Origin of the sequence: Rhodovulum kholense, assembly GCF_003053725.1 — a bacterium.
GTDB classification, from domain to species: domain Bacteria; phylum Pseudomonadota; class Alphaproteobacteria; order Rhodobacterales; family Rhodobacteraceae; genus Rhodovulum; species Rhodovulum kholense.
Map to the genome: position 1 here is coordinate 63,696 of NZ_QAYC01000013.1, position 16,562 is coordinate 80,257.

General features: G+C 68.7%; 15 protein-coding genes and 1 tRNA gene. 9 read left to right on the top strand and 7 right to left on the bottom strand.

All coding sequences use genetic code 11. The features are described from left to right. Positions 1-2 precede the first annotated feature (2 nt). The 5 genes from kduI to C8N38_RS15745 all read left to right on the top strand — a co-directional run bounded on the left by kduI (position 3) and on the right by C8N38_RS15745 (position 5,853). Complete coding sequence (kduI, locus tag C8N38_RS15725) at positions 3-827, top strand: 5-dehydro-4-deoxy-D-glucuronate isomerase (protein ID WP_108028108.1); 825 nt, start codon at positions 3-5, stop codon at positions 825-827. Beyond that, positions 824-1,567, top strand: coding sequence for a 2-dehydro-3-deoxy-D-gluconate 5-dehydrogenase KduD (gene kduD, locus C8N38_RS15730; RefSeq protein ID WP_108028109.1), 744 nt, complete (start codon positions 824-826; stop codon positions 1,565-1,567). Before kduI ends, kduD begins: the two co-directional genes overlap by 4 nt. Beyond that, a complete protein-coding gene (locus C8N38_RS15735; RefSeq protein ID WP_425440050.1) occupies positions 1,557-3,002 on the top strand; it encodes a mannitol dehydrogenase family protein in 1,446 nt (481 codons plus the stop codon). Before kduD ends, C8N38_RS15735 begins: the two co-directional genes overlap by 11 nt. A gap of 171 nt (positions 3,003-3,173) precedes the next feature. Further along, entirely contained in the window at positions 3,174-4,481 is a 1,308-nt protein-coding gene (xylA, locus tag C8N38_RS15740) for a xylose isomerase (RefSeq protein ID WP_108028111.1), read from the top strand. 52 nt (positions 4,482-4,533) lie between these two features. Then, positions 4,534-5,853 carry a cytochrome-c peroxidase gene (locus tag C8N38_RS15745; protein WP_108028112.1) on the top strand — a complete coding sequence of 440 codons (1,320 nt, stop codon included), beginning with the start codon at positions 4,534-4,536 and terminating at the stop codon, positions 5,851-5,853. Here C8N38_RS15745 and C8N38_RS15750 read toward each other — a convergent pair. After that, complete coding sequence (locus C8N38_RS15750; protein ID WP_108028113.1) at positions 5,850-7,349, bottom strand: CRTAC1 family protein; 1,500 nt, start codon at positions 7,347-7,349, stop codon at positions 5,850-5,852. The genes C8N38_RS15745 and C8N38_RS15750 overlap by 4 nt on opposite strands. Further along, positions 7,346-8,626 (bottom strand): ROK family transcriptional regulator, encoded by a 1,281-nt coding sequence (locus C8N38_RS15755; protein WP_108028167.1) that lies wholly within the window; start codon positions 8,624-8,626, stop codon positions 7,346-7,348. Before C8N38_RS15755 ends, C8N38_RS15750 begins: the two co-directional genes overlap by 4 nt. 238 nt (positions 8,627-8,864) lie before the next feature. On the opposite strand from C8N38_RS15755, the gene xylF reads away from it, so the two are divergent. The 4 genes from xylF (at position 8,865) to C8N38_RS15775 (ending at position 12,261) form a co-directional block, all read left to right on the top strand. After that, a complete protein-coding gene (gene xylF, locus C8N38_RS15760; RefSeq protein ID WP_108028168.1) occupies positions 8,865-9,893 on the top strand; it encodes a D-xylose ABC transporter substrate-binding protein in 1,029 nt (342 codons plus the stop codon). A 78-nt stretch (positions 9,894-9,971) separates the two neighbouring features. Next, positions 9,972-11,267, top strand: coding sequence for a sugar ABC transporter permease (locus tag C8N38_RS15765; RefSeq protein WP_108028114.1), 1,296 nt, complete (start codon positions 9,972-9,974; stop codon positions 11,265-11,267). Continuing rightward, complete coding sequence (locus tag C8N38_RS15770) at positions 11,267-12,031, top strand: ATP-binding cassette domain-containing protein (protein WP_108028115.1); 765 nt, start codon at positions 11,267-11,269, stop codon at positions 12,029-12,031. The genes C8N38_RS15765 and C8N38_RS15770 overlap by 1 nt, the downstream gene beginning before the upstream one ends. Before the next feature lie 156 nt (positions 12,032-12,187). Then, a tRNA-Cys gene (locus C8N38_RS15775) sits at positions 12,188-12,261 on the top strand. 70 nt (positions 12,262-12,331) lie between these two features. On the opposite strand, the gene C8N38_RS15780 is transcribed toward C8N38_RS15775, so the two are convergent. The 5 genes from C8N38_RS15780 to C8N38_RS15795 are packed head-to-tail and all read right to left on the bottom strand — an operon-like array spanning position 12,332 to position 16,544. Further along, positions 12,332-13,309, bottom strand: a complete 978-nt coding sequence (locus C8N38_RS15780) for a tyrosine-type recombinase/integrase (protein WP_108028116.1) — start codon at positions 13,307-13,309, stop codon at positions 12,332-12,334. Further along, positions 13,306-13,476 (bottom strand): hypothetical protein, encoded by a 171-nt coding sequence (locus tag C8N38_RS21425; RefSeq protein WP_158272366.1) that lies wholly within the window; start codon positions 13,474-13,476, stop codon positions 13,306-13,308. Before C8N38_RS21425 ends, C8N38_RS15780 begins: the two co-directional genes overlap by 4 nt. After that, positions 13,473-14,525 carry a DUF5131 family protein gene (locus C8N38_RS15785; protein WP_108028117.1) on the bottom strand — a complete coding sequence of 351 codons (1,053 nt, stop codon included), beginning with the start codon at positions 14,523-14,525 and terminating at the stop codon, positions 13,473-13,475. The genes C8N38_RS21425 and C8N38_RS15785 overlap by 4 nt, the downstream gene beginning before the upstream one ends. Next, on the bottom strand, positions 14,525-14,863 hold the full coding sequence (locus C8N38_RS22015) for a hypothetical protein (RefSeq protein WP_245895774.1): 339 nt from the start codon (positions 14,861-14,863) through the stop codon (positions 14,525-14,527). The genes C8N38_RS15785 and C8N38_RS22015 overlap by 1 nt, the downstream gene beginning before the upstream one ends. 37 nt (positions 14,864-14,900) lie before the next feature. After that, positions 14,901-16,544, bottom strand: a complete 1,644-nt coding sequence (locus C8N38_RS15795; protein WP_108028118.1) for a DNA cytosine methyltransferase — start codon at positions 16,542-16,544, stop codon at positions 14,901-14,903. Positions 16,545-16,562 lie beyond the last annotated feature (18 nt).

The window sequence follows — 16,562 nt, forward strand, 5'->3', positions numbered from 1 at the left end:
GCATGCTTCATGTCGAGACCCGCCATGCGGTGCATCCCGACCAGGCCCGGACCATGGATACCGCCGCGCTGCGCCGCCATTTCCTGGCAGAGGGGCTTTTTCAGGACGGCCGCCTGCGGCTGGTCTACACCCATTACGACCGCTTCGTTCTGGGCGGCGCGGTGCCCGCGGGCGGGCACCTGACGCTCGATCACGTGGCCGAGACTGGCACGCCCGGCTTTCTCGACCGGCGCGAACTTGGGATCGTCAATCTGGGCGGACCCGGGACCGTCACCGCGATGGGCGACAGCTGGGCGATGACGCGGGGCGACGTGCTGTATCTGGGGATGGGGGCGGGGCCGGTCGGCTTCGCAGGCGAGGGGCGGTTCTACCTTGCCTCGGCGCCGGCGCACCGGACCTGCCGGACCCGCCTGATCCGTCCCGCCGAGGCCAACCGGGTCGAGCTGGGCAGCGCCGAAGCCGCCAACCGGCGGGCGATCATGCAGTTCATCCACCCGCTGGTGATGGAAAGCTGCCAGCTGGTGCTGGGCTATACGGTGCTCGAGCCGGGCTCGGTCTGGAACACCATGCCGCCCCATACCCATGACCGGCGGATGGAGGCTTATCTTTACTGGGACATGGCGCCCGGGGACCGGGTGCTGCACCTGATGGGTCCGCCCGACGAGACCCGGCATCTCTTCGTCGCCAACGAAGAGGCCGCGCTCTCGCCGCCCTGGTCGATCCATGCCGGGGCCGGAACCGGGCGCTATGGCTTCGTCTGGGCGATGGCGGGCGACAATATCGACTTCACCGACATGGACATGGTCGCGCCCGGAGACCTGCGATGACCCTGTTCTCGCTGGACGGCCGCCGCGCCTTCGTCACCGGCGCCAACACCGGCATCGGCCAGGCCATCGCCCGGGCGCTGGCGGCCCAGGGCGCGGCCGTCACCTGCGCCGGGCGCCGCCCCTCGGACGAGACCGTGAGCCTGATCGAGGCCGCGGGCGGCGCGGCGCAAAGCCTGATCCTCGATCTGGCCGACCCGTTGGCCGGGCGCGATCTCTTTGCCGGGGAGGGCTACAGCATCCTCGTCAACAATGCCGGGATCATCCGCCGGGCCGACAGCCTGGACTATTCCGAGGCCGACTGGGACGCGGTGATGGATGTCGATCTGAAGGCGCTTTTCTTCACGTCCCAGGGCTTTGCCCGGGCCTGTCTGGAGACGGGCACCCTGCCCGCGGCCATCGTCAACATCGCCTCGCTTCTCAGCTTTCAGGGCGGTATACGCGTCCCGGCCTATACGGCGGCGAAACATGGGGTGGCCGGACTGACGAAAATCCTCGCCAACGAATGGGCGGGGCGCGGCATCAATGTCAATGCCATCGCCCCGGGCTATATCGCCACGAACAACACCGCGGCGCTGCGCGAGGACCCCCTGCGCAGCCAGGCGATCCTCGACCGGATTCCGGCCGGGCGCTGGGGCGCCCCCGAGGACATCGCCGGAACCGCCGCGTTCCTTTGCTCCCCGGCCGCCCGCTACATTCACGGCGCGGTCCTGAACGTAGATGGAGGCTGGCTTGCCCGCTGACCGAATGACCCGCACCGCCAAGGCCCCCGAGGCCGGCATCGTCCACCTTGGCCTTGGCGCCTTCTTCCGCGCCCATGGCGCCGTCTATACCGAAGAGGCCGTGGCCCGCTCGGGCGGCGCCTGGGGCATCATTGGCGTCTCGCTGAAATCGCCCGGCACCCGCGACGCGCTGGCGCCGCAGGGCTGCACCTATACCGCGCTCGAGCTTGGCCCCGAGGGCGCCGTCGCGCATCCGGTCGAGATCCTGCGCGACGTGCTGGTCGCGCCCGAAGACCCGCAGGCCGTGCTTGAGGCGATGGCGGATCCGGCGATCCGCATCGTGACCCTGACCATCACCGAGAAGGGCTATTGCCATGACCCCGCGACCGGCGCGCTCAATCTCGATCATCCAGACATCCTGCACGATCTGGGCTCGGCCCATCCGGTCTCGGCGCCGGGCTATCTGGTGCGGGCGCTGCAACTGCGCCACGACCGGGGGCTCCGGCCCTTCACCGTGCTGACCTGCGACAACCTTCCCGACAATGGCCGCGTCGTGCGCGGCGTGGTGCTGGCGCTGGCCAGCCGGATCGACCCGGGCCTCGCCGACTGGATCGGCACCGAGGGCCGCTTTCCGTCCACCATGGTCGACCGGATCGTGCCCGCCACCAGCCCCGAGGACATCGCCCGCGTCGAGGCGCTGACCGGCTGCCACGACGCCGCCCCGGTGATGCACGAGCCCTTCCGGCAATGGGCGATCGAGGACGATTTCGTCGATGACGCGCGGCCCGACTGGGGCGCGGTCGGCGCCGAACTGGTCACCGAGGTCACGCCCTACGAGCACATGAAGCTGCGCATGCTGAACGGCGCCCATTCGGCGCTGGCCTATCTGGGCTATCTGGCCGGGCACGAGACGATTTCCGAAACCGTGGCCGATCCGGCGCTGGGGGCCTTTGTGCGCCACCTTTGGGCCGACGAGATCGCCCCGGCGCTGACCCCGCCGCCCGGCGTGTCGCTGGCCGCCTATGCTGAGGCGCTTGGCGCGCGCTTCGCCAATCCCGCGATCCGGCACCGCACCTGGCAGATCGCCATGGACGGCAGCCAGAAACTGCCCCAGCGCATCCTCGCGACCCTGTCCGACAACCTTGTCGAGGGCCGAGCGAGCCCCGGGCTGATCCTGACCGTCGCGGCCTGGATGCGCTATGTCGGCGGCATCGACGAGGCGGGCCGACCCATCGACGTGCGCGACCCGCTGGCCGAGCGGCTGCGCGCGCTGAGCGACGGGGCCGAGACGCCCGAGGCCAAGGTCGCGGCGCTGCTCTCGGTCCGCGAGATCTTCCCCGAGGCGCTGGCCCGGACCCTGAAGGGCCATCTGGCCGAAGCCTATGCGCAGCTTCTGCGCGACGGCGCGCGGGCGTCGGCCGGGGCCATCTGCACCGAGACCGCCGGGGCGGACTGATCCGCCACCCTTTCGCTCTTCCGCTCCGCCGCGCGCGTGCCGACCGGACGCGCCGACCGGACAGGAGCCCCCCGATCCTGGCATCGCGATTGTTCCATGCCCGGATCGGGGCTACCAAACAGGCGGGGGGCGCATGCGGACGCGGCGCCGCCCCGGACAGGAGGACCGCACATGACCGACTTCTTCCACGGTATCGGCAAGATCGCCTATGAAGGCCCCGACAGCACCAACCCGCTGGCCTTCCGCCATTACGACCCGAACGCGCTGGTGCTTGGCAAGCGGATGGAGGACCATCTGCGCTTTGCCGGTGCCTATTGGCACAGCCTCGCCTATGAGGGGCTCGACCCGTTCGGCGGCCGCACCTTCCAGCGCCCCTGGTATGGCGACGGGATGGACCGGGCCTTCGTCAAGGCCGATGTCGCCTTCGAGCTGTTCTCGAAGCTCGGCCTGCCCTATTTCTGCTTTCACGACGCCGATGTGCGCCCCGAAGGCAAGACGCTGGTCGACACGGTCACCAACCTGAACCGCGTCGCCGAGGTCTTTGCCCAGAAGATGGAAGCGACCGGCATCCGCCTGCTCTGGGGCACGGCGAACCTCTTTTCCCACCGCCGCTACATGGCGGGCGCGGCCACCAACCCGGACCCCGAGGTCTTTGCCTATGCCGCCGCCTCGATCAAGGCGATGATGGACGTGACCCACCGGCTGGGCGGCGAGAACTACGTGCTCTGGGGCGGGCGCGAAGGCTACGAGACACTGCTGAACACCGATCTCGGCCAGGAGCTGGACCAGATGGGCCGGATGCTGTCGATGGTGGTCGAGTACAAGCACAAGATCGGCTTCAAGGGCACGATCCTGGTCGAGCCGAAGCCGCAGGAGCCGACCAAGCACCAATACGACTACGACGTCGCCACCTGCTACGGCTTCCTCAAGCGCTACGGGCTGGAAAACGAGGTCAAGCTGAACATCGAGGTCGGCCATGCCTTCCTCGCGGGCCACAGCTTCGAACATGAACTGGCCCTGGCCGCGGCGCTGGGCGTGCTGGGCTCGATCGACATGAACCGGAACGATCCGCAATGCGGCTGGGATACCGACCATTTCCCGAACGACCCGCAATCGGTGGCGCTGGCCTATCGCGAAATCCTGAAGGCGGGCGGCTTCACCACCGGCGGCACCAATTTCGACGCCAAGATCCGGCGCCAGTCGATCGACCCGGCCGATCTGTTCCATGGCCATATCCTTGGCATGGACACCTGCGCGCGGGGCCTGAAGGCCGCCGCCGCGATGATCGAGGAGGGCAGCCTCGACGCCGCACTGGCCGACCGCTACGCAGGCTGGCAAGCGCCCGAGGCGCAGGCGATGCTGAAGGGCGAACGCAGCCTCGATCAGATCGCCGACCGGGTTCTGGCCGCCGAACGCGACCCCGAGCCGCGCTCGGGCCGGCAGGAATACCTCGAAGGGCTGGTGAACCGCTTCGTCTGAAGGGCTTGACGCGCGCCTGCCGCCCGCGCTTTGCTGGCGGCGGGAGGACACGATGACACGCCTTGCCGCTGCCCTCATGGCGGCGCTGGCGGCCCCGCCGGGTCTGGCGGGCAGCCTGCCCGCGCCGCTATCCGATGCCGATTTCGCGGCTTCGCTCGAGGCCGAGATCCGTCTTGGACAGCTCTTGTTCTACGACCCGATCCTGTCGGGCAACCGCACCATCTCTTGCGCGACCTGCCACCATCCGCGCTTCGCGACCGGCGACGGGCTGTCGCTGGGGCTGGGCGAGGGCGGCATCGGGTTGGGGCCCGACCGCCACGCCGATCCGGCGAACCGGCCCGAGCGGCTCATCCCGCGCAATGCGCCACCGCTCTTCAACATGGGCGCGGCCGGGGTGACGGTGCTGTTTGCCGACGGCCGGATCGAGACCGATGCCAGCCGCCCGACCGGGTTTCGCACCCCGATGGAGGACGAGATGGTGGCGGGGTTCGCCAATCTGCTGTCGGCGCAGACCATGTTCCCGGTGCTTTCGCCCGACGAGATGGCCGGGCATTATCAGGAAAACGACGTGGCCCGCGCCGTCCGGCAGGGTTTCATCACCGGGCCGGGAGGCGCCTGGGACCGGATCGCGGACCGGGTCGCGGCGCTTCCGGCCTACCGGACCCGGTTCGAGGCGGTCTATCCCGAGATCGCCGCCGGACGTCCCATCGCCTTCACCGACATCTCGAATGCCATCGCCGCCTTCGTCGCAGCCGAGTGGCGCGCCGATGACAGCGCCTTCGACCACGCGCTCCGGGGCGGACCGCCGCTGACCGGACCGGCAGCCGAAGGCCAGGCGCTGTTCTACGGGGCCGCGGGTTGCGACGGCTGCCATTCCGGGCCGCTTCTCTCCGACATGGGCTTTCACGCGATGGGCGCGCCGCAGCTTGGCCCCGGCAAGGTCGAGCGGTTCGAGACGGGCCAGGCCGATCCGGGCCGGTTCCGCGTCACCGGCCATGCCGCCGACGCCTTCGCCTTCCGCACGCCGATGCTCAGAAACGTGACCCGCACCGGTCCCTGGGGCCATGCCGGGGGCGATACCGACTTGCGCGCCTTCCTCGCCCGGCACGCTGCACCCCGAAAGGTTCTGGACCGCCACCCGCGCGAGGCCGTGCTGCCGCATTTCGACAGCCCCCAGCCGGTCTGGGCCGTGCTCGACGACCCCGAGGCCCGCGCCGCCATCGAGGCTGCGGCCAAACCCGGCCCCGGTCTTGCCCCGGACGAGATCGAGGCATTGATGGCCTTTCTCGAGGCGCTGACCGACGAAACCGCGCTGGCCGGGCGGCTGGGCATCCCCGACGCCGTGCCCAGCGGCCGGCCGGTCGACCGCTAGGGGCGCAGCGTCACCACGCCGTCGGCCGCGACCTCCTGCCAGTCGCTCCAGCCCGCGCCGGGCCAGAGCACGCGCAGCAGGGCCGTCTCGGCCGCGCCCAGCCCGAAATGCAAAGGCCCCGCCTGCCCGCCGCCATGGCCGCCGCCGACCGTGATCTCGCGGGTCTGCGACAGGCCGCCCGCGCGCAGCTCGATCCAGGCCCCCACCGCACGGGTATTGGGCGGGTCCCGGCGCAGCTCGACCCCAAGCCAGTGACCTGCGCCGGGCGTCGCGTTCTGCCACAGCTCCAGGGCCGCGCGGCGGTTCACCACCACCAGATCGAGCCGCCCGTCGCCGTCGAAATCGGCCAGCCCCGCCCCCCTCGACCGCGCGCCCGAGGCGATCCCGGCCGCATCCCCCGCCTCATGAAACGTGCCGTCGGGCGGCTGCATCAGCAGGTTGTTGGGGTCCCTCATCGCATTCGAGGGCATCTGGTCGACATTGCCCTTGGCAATAAAGAGATCGAGCCGCCCGTCATTGTCGATGTCGCCGAATTCGGCATGCCAGCCGGTCGAGGGCCGCCCGTCATCGCCCAGATAGGGCCGCTGGGCATAGCTGCCCTGCGCATAGGGCGCGTCGCGCAGCACGCCCGCCTCGTTGAACTGCAAAAGCTGGTCGCCCATCGAGGTCAGCATCACCTCGGGAAAGCCGTTGCCGTCGAGATCGGCGCTGGCGATCCCCATTCCCCACAGCGAGACCCGGCGCCAGCCCTCGTCCGGCCCGCGCTCGGCCAGCGGGTCCAGCCGCCACATCTGCTCGTAGCCGCCGCTGACATAGTAATGCCGGTCGTTCGAGATCCGAAGCTCGGGGCGACCGGTCCGCTGCCAGTCGGAAATGAGCATCGAGAGGGCACAGAAGCCGGGCCTGAGCGGCAACGGCGCGCCGTAACGTCCGGCCTCGGCCCGGTGCAGCTCGTTGCCGTCGCAGGTGCCGAAGGGGCCGTTCGGATCGGCGCGGTCGACATAGTTGCCGATGGCCAGCGTCGGCAGGCTGCGCCCGGGCTCCCATGTCGCGGAAAAGGCCGTGCTCCAGCCGTCGCCGCCCGCGAAGCCCCAATCGGCCTTGGCAAAACCGCACTGCCCGTCGCCCCGCAGCAGCAGGTTCGGCCCGGCCCGCAGCACCGCCAGATCGAGGGTCCCGTCGCCGTCGATATCGAGCGGCCAGAGCCCGGTGACGCCCGTCGGTACCGGCAGTTCGTCCGCCTCGAAGGCCAGCGCCGCGCCCGGCCCGGGGGTGCGGTTGACGAAAAGATGCTTAGGCCCCGCCCCTCCGGCGGCGGCGAAATCGGGCCGCCCGTCGCCGTTGCAATCGAGGATCGCGACGCCCCCGCCCACAAAATGCTCCCACCCGCCGGAATAGACATGGGCCTCCGGCAGCGCGGCGCTGCGGTCGATAAAGACCGGACCGGCGCAAGCGGGCGTGCCGAGAGCCAACAGTGCGAGCGTCAGCCCCTTCATGCCGCCGCCCCCTCGAACGGGCCGCCGATCCGGCGGTCGGTCACCGCGCCCAGCGCCAGCGCACCGGCGCCATGCGCCCCCAGCAGATCGCCCCAGGCATGGACCTCGATCCGGGGCGGGGTCGCGCGGGCGGGCAGCACCGAGCCGCCGACCTCGGCGATGGTCTCCTGCGCATGAAGATAGTCATAGCGCATCCGCTCGCCGCTGAGGATCAGCAGTTCGGGGTCGAAGACGTTGATGACATTGGCCAGCCCCAGCGCCAGATAACGCCCGGCGCGGCGAAAGATCGACTGCGCCACCGCATTGCCCGCCTTGGCCTCGGCATAGAGCCTCTCGACCAGATCGGCGCCGCCCACACTGCCACCCGCGAGATCGAGCGCGACATGGGCCTCGCGCGCCAACGCGTAATCGGCGACATAGGCCTCGAGACAACCGCGCTGGCCGCAGCGGCAGAGCGCGCCGTCGAGTTCCACCTTGGTATGGCCCAGTTCGACCCCGAGCCCCAGCGCGCCGCGAAACACCCGGTGGTTCAGCACCAGCCCCATGCCCAGCCCGTGCTCGAGCGTGACGACGGCGAAATCCGACAGGGTCCGGCCGCTGCCGAACCACAGTTCGGCCAGCGCCGCCAGATTGGCGTCGTTGTCGACGATCACCGGCAGGCCGAGCCGGGCCGAGGCCGCCTGCGCCAGATCGACATCGCGCGCGCCGAAGACCGGCGACCAGTGCACCCGACCCGAGGCATGATCGACGAAGCCCGGCACCCCGATGCCGACCTGCGCCAGATCGCCCGGCCCGATCCCGGCCTCGGCGCAGACCGACCCGATCAGCCGCGCCAGCACCTCGATCTGGTCGCCGGGCGGGGCGCGGTCGCGGGCGGGTTCGCAGGCCTCGGCGATCTGGTTGCCCGCGAAATCGAGCGCCACCGCCACATGCTTGCGCATCGAGAACTTGACCCCCGCCACCGCATGCGCCCCGGCCGCGACCCTCAGGGCGACCGGCGGGCGCCCCCTCAGCGGTTCGGCCCCGGGCACCAGGGGTACCTCGGTCAGATAGCCCTGCTCGATCAGTTCGGAGGTCTGGGTCGTCACCGACGCCGGGCTGACCCCGAGCTCGCGCGCAAGCTGCCCCCGCGAGACCTCACCCATCGCCCGGACCTGCTCGAAGATCTGCTGGCGCAGCGGGCGCGGCGCCGGGCTGCGCGGCGGCGCCAGAGGACCGCATCCGCGCGGCTGATCGGGGTTTCCGGGCCCCAGATGCAGCGTCGAGACCGGCGTCATCATTTTTCATTCACCGAACTAAATCTGCGCGAAAAATGGGGAAATTACGCCGCACCGCATGCCGATCCGCACGCCGCGACAGCTGGACCCCGGCATTTCCTCCCCATATCCGGGCAGCTCAAGTATCGCAGAACATTTTTATTTTGACAGGTGAAAAATCGGTGTCATGCTTGCGGCCAAGGCGCCGCGGCGTCCGCCAGGCGACGGCCGCGGCCCGGTGATGCTTGGGAGGTATCAGATGCAAGGAAGAACGCTGATCGCGGGCCTTCTGGCCGCGACCTGTCTTGGCGGGCCGCTGCTCGCGCAGGATCTGACGGTGGGGGTAAGCTGGTCGAACTTTCAGGAAGAACGCTGGAAGACCGACGAGGCCGCGATCAAGTCCGCGCTGGACGCGGCGGGGGCGAAATACGTCTCGACCGACGCGCAATCTTCGTCGGCCAAGCAGTTGTCGGATGTGGAAAGCCTGATCGCGCAGGGCGTCGATGCGCTGCTGATCCTGGCGCAGGATACCTCGGCGATCATTCCGGCGGTGCAGTCGGCCTCGGACGAGGGCATCCCGGTGATCGCCTATGACCGGCTGATCGAGGACAGCCGCGCGTTTTACCTGACCTTCGACAATGTCGAGGTCGGCCGGATGCAGGCCCGCGCCGTGCTGGAGAAGGCGCCAGAGGGCAATTACGTGATGATCAAGGGCTCGCCCACCGATCCGAACGCCGATTTCCTGCGGGGCGGCCAGCAGCAGGTGCTGCAACCCGCGATCGACGCGGGCAAGATCAAGATCGTGGGCGAGGCCTATACCGACGGCTGGCTGCCCGCCAATGCCCAGCGCAACATGGAACAGATCCTGACCGCCAATGACAACGAGGTCGATGCGGTCGTAGCCTCGAATGACGGCACCGCGGGCGGCGCGGTGGCGGCGCTGATGGCACAAGGCATGGGCGGCATTCCCGTATCGGGGCAGGACGGCGACCATGCCGCGCTGAACCGGGTCGCCAAGGGCACCCAGACCGTGTCGGTCTGGAAGGATGCGCGCGAGCTTGGCAAGGCCGCGGGCGAAATTGCGGTCGAGCTGGCGGGCGGCACCAAGATGAGCGACATCGACGGCGCCCAGCAATGGACCTCGCCCAGCGGCACCACGCTCTGGGCCAAGTTCCTCGAACCGATCCCGGTCACGCGGGACAACCTGAGCACGGTCACCGATGCCGGCTGGATCAGCGTCGACGCGCTGTGTCAGGGGGTCGAGAACGGCCCCGCCCCCTGCAACTGAGCCGCCTCCGGCCCGACGGGCGGCACCTGCCGCCCTCGGTGCCGCAGCGCGGCTCCAAGGTCTTCGGAGAGGCAGGGAATGCAACACGTCCAGACCCGCAGCGATGCGCCCGCTCGCAAGTCGATCTTCGACTCGCTGGAGCTGGACACGCGTCTGCTTGGCATGATCGGCGCCTTCGTGGTGCTGTGCCTGGTGTTCAATCTGGTGACCGACGGGCGGTTCCTGACGCCCCGGAACATCTTCAACCTGACGATCCAGACCGTCAGCGTGGCGATCATGGCCACCGGCATGGTCTTCGTGATCGTCACCCGCAATATCGACCTGTCGGTCGGCGCGTTGCTGGCGACCTGCTCGGCGGTGATGGCGATGGTGCAGACCGTCGTTTTGCCCGACTGGCTGGGGCTTGGGCTCGGCCATTGGGCGATCGCACCGCTGGCCATCGCCGCGGGGCTCGCGACAGGCGCGGTGATCGGCGGGTTTCAGGGCTGGCTGGTGGGGTTTCTGGGCATCCCTGCCTTCATCGTCACGCTGGGCGGGCTTCTGGTCTGGCGCAACGTCGCCTGGTACCTGACCAACGGGCAGACCATCGGCCCGCTGGACCCGACCTATCAGCTTCTGGGCGGCATCAACGGCACGCTCGGCGAAAGCCTCTCCTGGGGCTTCGGGCTGGCGGCGACCGTCTTCGCGCTGGTCTACATGGCCACCAGCCGCCGCAACCGCCGGGCGCATGATTTCCCGGTCAAGCCGCGCTGGGCCGAGGCGCTTCTGGGCCTCGTGGTCGCGGGCGCCATCCTCGGCTTCGTCGCGGTTCTGAACGCCTATGACGTTCCCGCCCGGCGTCTGGCGCGGATCTTCGAGTCCCGCGGCGAGGTCATGCCCGAGGGCTTTTCCGCGGGCTACGGGTTGCCCTTCTCGGTGATCCTGCTGATCCTGATCGCGGCCGGAATGACGGTGATCGCCCGGCGCACCCGGTTCGGGCGCTATGTGTTCGCGACGGGCGGCAACCCCGATGCCGCTGCCCTGTCGGGGATCAACACGCGCTGGCTGACGGTCAAGGTCTTCGCGCTGATGGGTGTGCTGTGTGCGCTGTCGGCGGTGGTGGCCTCCGCCCGGCTGACCTTCCATTCGAACGATATCGGCACGCTGGACGAGCTGCGCGTGATCGCGGCCGCGGTGATCGGCGGCACGGCGCTCGCGGGCGGGTCGGGCACGATCTATGGCGCGATCCTCGGCGCGCTGATCATGCAGTCGCTGCAATCGGGCATGGCCATGGTGGGGGTCGATGCGCCGTTCCAGAACATCGTCGTGGGCGCGGTTCTGGTGCTGGCGGTGCTGGTCGACATCCTCTACCGCAAACGGACGGGAGAACGGTGATGGCTGGCCAGACCGGCACCCCCCTGGTCGAGATGAAGGACATCTCGATTTCCTTCGGCGGCATCAAGGCGGTCGATCATGTCTCGGTCGATCTCTATCCCGGCGAGGTCGTGGGGCTTCTGGGCCATAACGGCGCGGGCAAGTCGACGCTGATCAAGTGCCTCTCGGGCGCCTATCAGCGCGACGCGGGCGAGATCCTGATCGACGGCCGCCCCGCCGCCATCTCGAACCCGCGCGACGCCCGGCGCTACAACATCGAGACCATCTACCAGACGCTCGCCCTGGCCGACAATCTAGACGCCGCCTCGAACCTCTTTCTCGGGCGCGAGCTGGTGACGTCGCTGGGGCTGATGGACGAGGCTGCGATGGAGGCCGAAACCCGCCGGATCATGGCCCGCCTCAACCCCAATTTCCGCAAGTTCGCGGCCCCGGTCTCGGCGCTGTCGGGCGGGCAACGGCAGTCGGTCGCCATCGCCCGGGCGGTCTATTTCAACGCCCGCATCCTGATCATGGACGAGCCCACCGCCGCCCTCGGTCCGCAAGAGACGCAGATGGTGGCCGAGCTGATCGGCGAGTTGAAACGGCAGGGGCTCGGGATCTTCCTGATCGACCACGACGTCCATCAGGTCAAGGCGCTGTGCGACCGGGCGGCGGTGATGAAGAACGGCCAGCTTGTCGGCATCGTCCGGGTCGACGAGGTCACGACCGACGACATTCTCGCGATGATCATCGCCGGCAAGAAGCCCGCTCATCTGGCGGACTGACGGCCGCCTGCCGAAGGCTTAAGCCCAGGCCGGCATCGGACTCGACCAAGGCAAGCGCGGCCGTCTCTCCGCGTCCTGATGGAACTCCCCCCAAGGCCGCAATGTTGAGGCTTGTGCTGCGGGATTTCGGATGCTAGAGGGCTAGTCGCTTGACGTGGCGAGTTGGCGGAGTGGTTACGCAGCGGATTGCAAATCCGTGTACAGGAGTTCGATTCTCCTACTCGCCTCCACTACTTAGCGGTTTCGCTCCGCGATCTCTCAACAGCTCTCTCAACATTCACGTTCTGGTCCCGTTCCGTTCTAGAGCCTGCGTTCTTGCGCTTTGAGCGCCCGGACCTTCTGCCTCACATGGGCGGTGTAGTGCGCAACCATCGCCATGGACTGGCCGGTGACAGATGCGATTTCCTCATCTGTCAGCCCCAAGGAGCAGAGTTCCGAGGCCGCAGTGTAGCGCAGGGCATGAATGTCGTAGGCTTCCGCGCCGATCTTCTCCCTGACCTTCCTGACCGCCTGTGCGGCGCCTCTGTACGACCACGGGCCAGTTGCCCGCTCGTTGGTCAGAATGAAGACGCTGCGGCGGTCGGCCGCTTCAAGAGTGACCCGCAGCGTCTTTGTAAGCGGCACCCACAGGGTTTTGCCTGTCTTGTTCTGCCGGACGTCTATTCCGCCGTTCTCAAGGTCACCCCAGCGCATTTTCAGGACATCTCCGATCCGCTGCCCGGTTCCGAGGCAGAGCTCGAAGACAAGTAGCGCGCGCCCTTCCGCAGCGTCTCGATACGCCTTGACCAGATCGGCGGGCCACGGTCGACGATCTATCGTCTCGCCTTTCACCTGCTTGATGCCCTTGGCCGGGTTCTCGGACACCATGCCAATGTCGATGGCATGCTCCATCAGGATACGGGACACCTGAACCACGTAGTTTGCGAAACGGGCCGCGTCAGCGTTGGCATCGCGCAAGGCAATGAAATGCTTGCGCTGCGCCTTGACCGGATCGAGAGCACCCCATTTCGCCTCGATCACGGAGAGCACGCGCTCGTAATCCTTGCGGGTTCGGGGCGCCAGAGAGGTGAAGCGCTCGGATCGGCGGTAACTGTCGATCAGCCCGTTGAAGGTACGCTTGGACGGTGCGCGGACAGGCCCCTTTAGCCGAAGCGCATATTCCGCCCAGAACGCCGGGGTCAGTTCCTGGTTCTCCATCCGGACGGTCGGCTCGCCCCGGCGCTGCCAGTAGATCGCAGTTCCCTTGCGATAGACATGCTTCGGCAGGTCGCGCTTCATCGCCTCAGATCCATTGCTTCGAATTCGTCGATCTCATCCTGGTCTCGAAAAAGGATCAGTTCGACCTCCCGGCCTCTGACAATGACACGCTGCACCGTTTTTCCGCACGCCTCAACGGCGGAGATGAGGCGCCGCACGCGATCATCGGTACGGAGTTGCTTGCTCATGGCGCGTCCCTGCCCTCCTCCATCCAGTCTTTCTCCGGCGCCATGCCCATGGCCACCGCCATCCCATCCCATGTCCTGCCGTCGATCAGGCGACCAGCGGCACGCTTGCCGACGCGGCGAACGCCGACAGCGGGGAGTTTCTGCACGTAAGGCCAGAACACCCATTCGCCGTCCTGCCAGAAGCGCGCCTCCTGATCGCCACGATGCGAGCCGCCGTCGAAGCACCCGTCCATAGGGTAAGCTGCCAACGGCTCGCCATCATCGTCGCCCAAAAGAACGCAGGGCGACCATTCCCCCCACTGCTTGAAGAAGAAGGCCACGCCCGCCGCCTGGCACTGGTCGCGCAGGCCGCGCACCCAATCCGGGTGCATCGGGCGCGCGCGCGGGCCGCTCTCGCCGCCGACGATCACCCAATCGAGCGCGGGAATTGTGCCGCTGGCAGATCCGCCGCCGCGCGCTGCGCCGAAATCGCAACCCCACCGCTTCTGGTGGAGGTGAGGCTTCAGATCCACCGGCCCCAGCAGCGGCTCGGCCGAGACGAACCGGGCAGCGGCTGGTGTCGCGAGCAGGTGCGGGATTCGCGCGTCGGCGGTGGCCTGGTCCTCGATGCTGGTGCCGAGCCAGACGTTGGGCCAGCCATCGCCCCATTCGGGAAGGTCACCGTATTCCTCGGGGTGCAGATACCGCGCAATGTTCTGCGGGCGCTTGGTCAACAGAAGCCAGTCCAAGTTCGGCGTGCGGTGGATCAGGTGCCATAGATCACCGCGCCACCCGCTGGTGATGGAGCGATCATTGTCGAACACATCGGCCAGAGAGGCGCAGAACACCTGATGCCGAACGCCCGACTTGGCTGCGGCCTTGTCCCATGCCAGCGGCTTCCGCCAGTTCGCAGAGCTGGTGCGGCGCCGCACATGCGGTCCCCACGAATTGCCCCAGCGTGCATCCCATGCGGCGGCATAGCAATTGTCGCAAGCCGGGCTGATCTTGGTGCAGCCGATCCACGGGTTGAACGTGTGCTTGCACCACTCGATCTTGCTGTTCTCCGCCATCAATCCTCTCCCCAATAGTCCATGTCGCCCTCGGCGCATGCTTCCGGCCCATCGGCGCGGTAATGAGCATCGGCCCAATAGGACGGCGCGACCTTCCGGGCGTAGGCTTCGACCGGCTCGCCATCATCGAAGTGGGTGAAACCGCATTGCGCCAAGCAGTGGCCGACAAAGCGTTCGACGAACGCCTCTTCGGTGATCTCAGTTGTGGCCCCGCCTTCCAGCGCTTCTACGCGGGCCTGCAGCTCGGCAATCTCGGCGGTCAGGCCCGCCAGTTCGTCGCAATTGTGCCGGGCGAGGCTCTCGATCTCCTCGATCCGGTCGAGGGTGGTCGGGGGCATCAGAGGGGCTCCTTCATGGTCTGGGGATCGCACCGGGTCATCCGGCATGGCGCTGTGCCTCGGGGCACGGGGACGCGGCCAGGTGGGGGCAATTGGCGGCGATGATCGCGGCGGCGACGGGTGGGCAGACCGAGTTGCCGCACATGCGGGTCTGTTCGGTCTTGGTGAAGGCGCGGCCGTCCGGGGCGGTGTCGATCCGGTAGCTCTCGGGGAAGCCCTGGGCGCGGAACATCTCGCGCGGGGTCAGCATGCGCATGCCGATATCGGCAATGGCATAGGTCGCGCCGTCGATCTCGACCGTCACCAGCCCGAAGGTATCGCGGGTCGAGAGCGTGTGCAGCGGCGTGCCCGCGGCCTGGCCGGTGCCCGCGCCGTAGTATTTCTGCAGGAAGGCCGCGACCAGCGCGCCATGGCCGCCCCCGGCGCAGAGCGTCGGCACGGGCGCATCGAGGGGCTGATCCCGCCGCGTGGTGCCGTGCAGGCTCATCAGATGCGCGGCCACGATCTGCTGCTGCGTGCCGCGGGTGGTGAGGGTGGAGAGCGGCGCCCCGGCCGGGCGGCCGGCATGGCGCTGCATCCGCGCCCCGGCATTGTGCTGGGCGAGGAAGGCCGCGACGAGGGCATGCTTGGCGCCGCCCGCGACCACGGTGCCGAGCGGGCGGTCGAGCCCGGGCACGCGGGGCGCCTGGCCCGGCCGCTCGCCATAGCCGGTCTGGATCAGGGTCGGCAGGATCAGGGCGTTCTGGTCCTTCGCGCTGGCGGTGACGGTGTGCAGCGGATCGAAGCCCGAGCGCACCGCGCCGCCCTGCTGGGCATAGGTCACGAGGAACGGCTCCTGCGCCTCGATCACGTAGCGCATCACGCCGCGGGCGATGCGGCGCAGGGTCGGCTCTTTCAAGGGGCGCACCGCGCGCAGCCCGTGCCGGGCCGTGATCTCGGCCGAGCTGTCGAAGATCGACGGGCATGGCAGCGACCAGTCGACGATATCGGCGGCACTGCGCCAGGGCGCGCGGCGGCCCGCCAGCACCTCGGGACTGTCCGGGGCGCCGTGGGTCGGCGCGGGCCAGGCGATGGGGCGGCCGTCGCGGCGGGCGATCAGGAAAAGCCGCTTGCGGATCGTGGGCGCGCCATAGTCGCAGGCGCGCAGCTCGCGCCACTCGACGCGATAGCCGAGGCGGCGCAGCTCGCCGACCCAATGGCGGAAGGTCTGGCCGCGGCGCTCGGGACAGGGGCGGTTGGCCTCGGTCAGCGGGCCCCAATCGCGGAACTCCTCGACATTTTCCAGCGCGATCACCTCGGGCCGGACCCGCCGCGCCCAGAGCACGACGACCCAGGCGAGGTCGCGGATGTTGCGGGCGACGGGCTTGCCGCCCTTGGCCTTGCTGTGGTGCTTGCAGTCGGGGCTGAACCAGGCGAGCCCGACACGGCGGCCGCGGCAGATCTCGGCCGGATCGACATGCCAGACATTGGAATTGAGGTGCCGCGTGGCCGGGTGGTTGGCCTCATGCAGGGCGAGCGCCGCGGCATCGTGGTTGATCGCGACATCGGGGCTGCGGCCGAGCGCCATCTCGATCCCGGTCGAGGCCCCGCCCCCGCCCGCGAAGCTGTCGACGATCATCGGGGTCGGGTCGAAGGGGGTCCGGGTCGCGGGCTCGACCGGAAAGAGGGCGCCATCGGGCATCGGCTGGGGGTCCTTGTA

Bases quoted from the DNA above. Each gene is read 5' to 3' on its own strand.
- kduI (WP_108028108.1), top strand. From the start codon at position 3: ATGCTTCATGTCGAGACCCGCCATGCGGTGCATCCCGACCAGGCCCGG.
- kduD (WP_108028109.1), top strand. From the start codon at position 824: ATGACCCTGTTCTCGCTGGACGGCCGCCGCGCCTTCGTCACCGGCGCC.
- xylA (WP_108028111.1), top strand. From the start codon at position 3,174: ATGACCGACTTCTTCCACGGTATCGGCAAGATCGCCTATGAAGGCCCC.
- C8N38_RS15745 (WP_108028112.1), top strand. From the start codon at position 4,534: ATGACACGCCTTGCCGCTGCCCTCATGGCGGCGCTGGCGGCCCCGCCG.
- C8N38_RS15750 (WP_108028113.1), bottom strand. From the start codon at position 7,349: ATGAAGGGGCTGACGCTCGCACTGTTGGCTCTCGGCACGCCCGCTTGC.
- C8N38_RS15755 (WP_108028167.1), bottom strand. From the start codon at position 8,626: ATGACGCCGGTCTCGACGCTGCATCTGGGGCCCGGAAACCCCGATCAG.
- xylF (WP_108028168.1), top strand. From the start codon at position 8,865: ATGCAAGGAAGAACGCTGATCGCGGGCCTTCTGGCCGCGACCTGTCTT.
- C8N38_RS15765 (WP_108028114.1), top strand. From the start codon at position 9,972: ATGCAACACGTCCAGACCCGCAGCGATGCGCCCGCTCGCAAGTCGATC.
- C8N38_RS15770 (WP_108028115.1), top strand. From the start codon at position 11,267: ATGGCTGGCCAGACCGGCACCCCCCTGGTCGAGATGAAGGACATCTCG.
- C8N38_RS15780 (WP_108028116.1), bottom strand. From the start codon at position 13,309: ATGAAGCGCGACCTGCCGAAGCATGTCTATCGCAAGGGAACTGCGATC.
- C8N38_RS21425 (WP_158272366.1), bottom strand. From the start codon at position 13,476: ATGAGCAAGCAACTCCGTACCGATGATCGCGTGCGGCGCCTCATCTCC.
- C8N38_RS15785 (WP_108028117.1), bottom strand. From the start codon at position 14,525: ATGGCGGAGAACAGCAAGATCGAGTGGTGCAAGCACACGTTCAACCCG.
- C8N38_RS22015 (WP_245895774.1), bottom strand. From the start codon at position 14,863: ATGCCCCCGACCACCCTCGACCGGATCGAGGAGATCGAGAGCCTCGCC.
- C8N38_RS15795 (WP_108028118.1), bottom strand. From the start codon at position 16,544: ATGCCCGATGGCGCCCTCTTTCCGGTCGAGCCCGCGACCCGGACCCCC.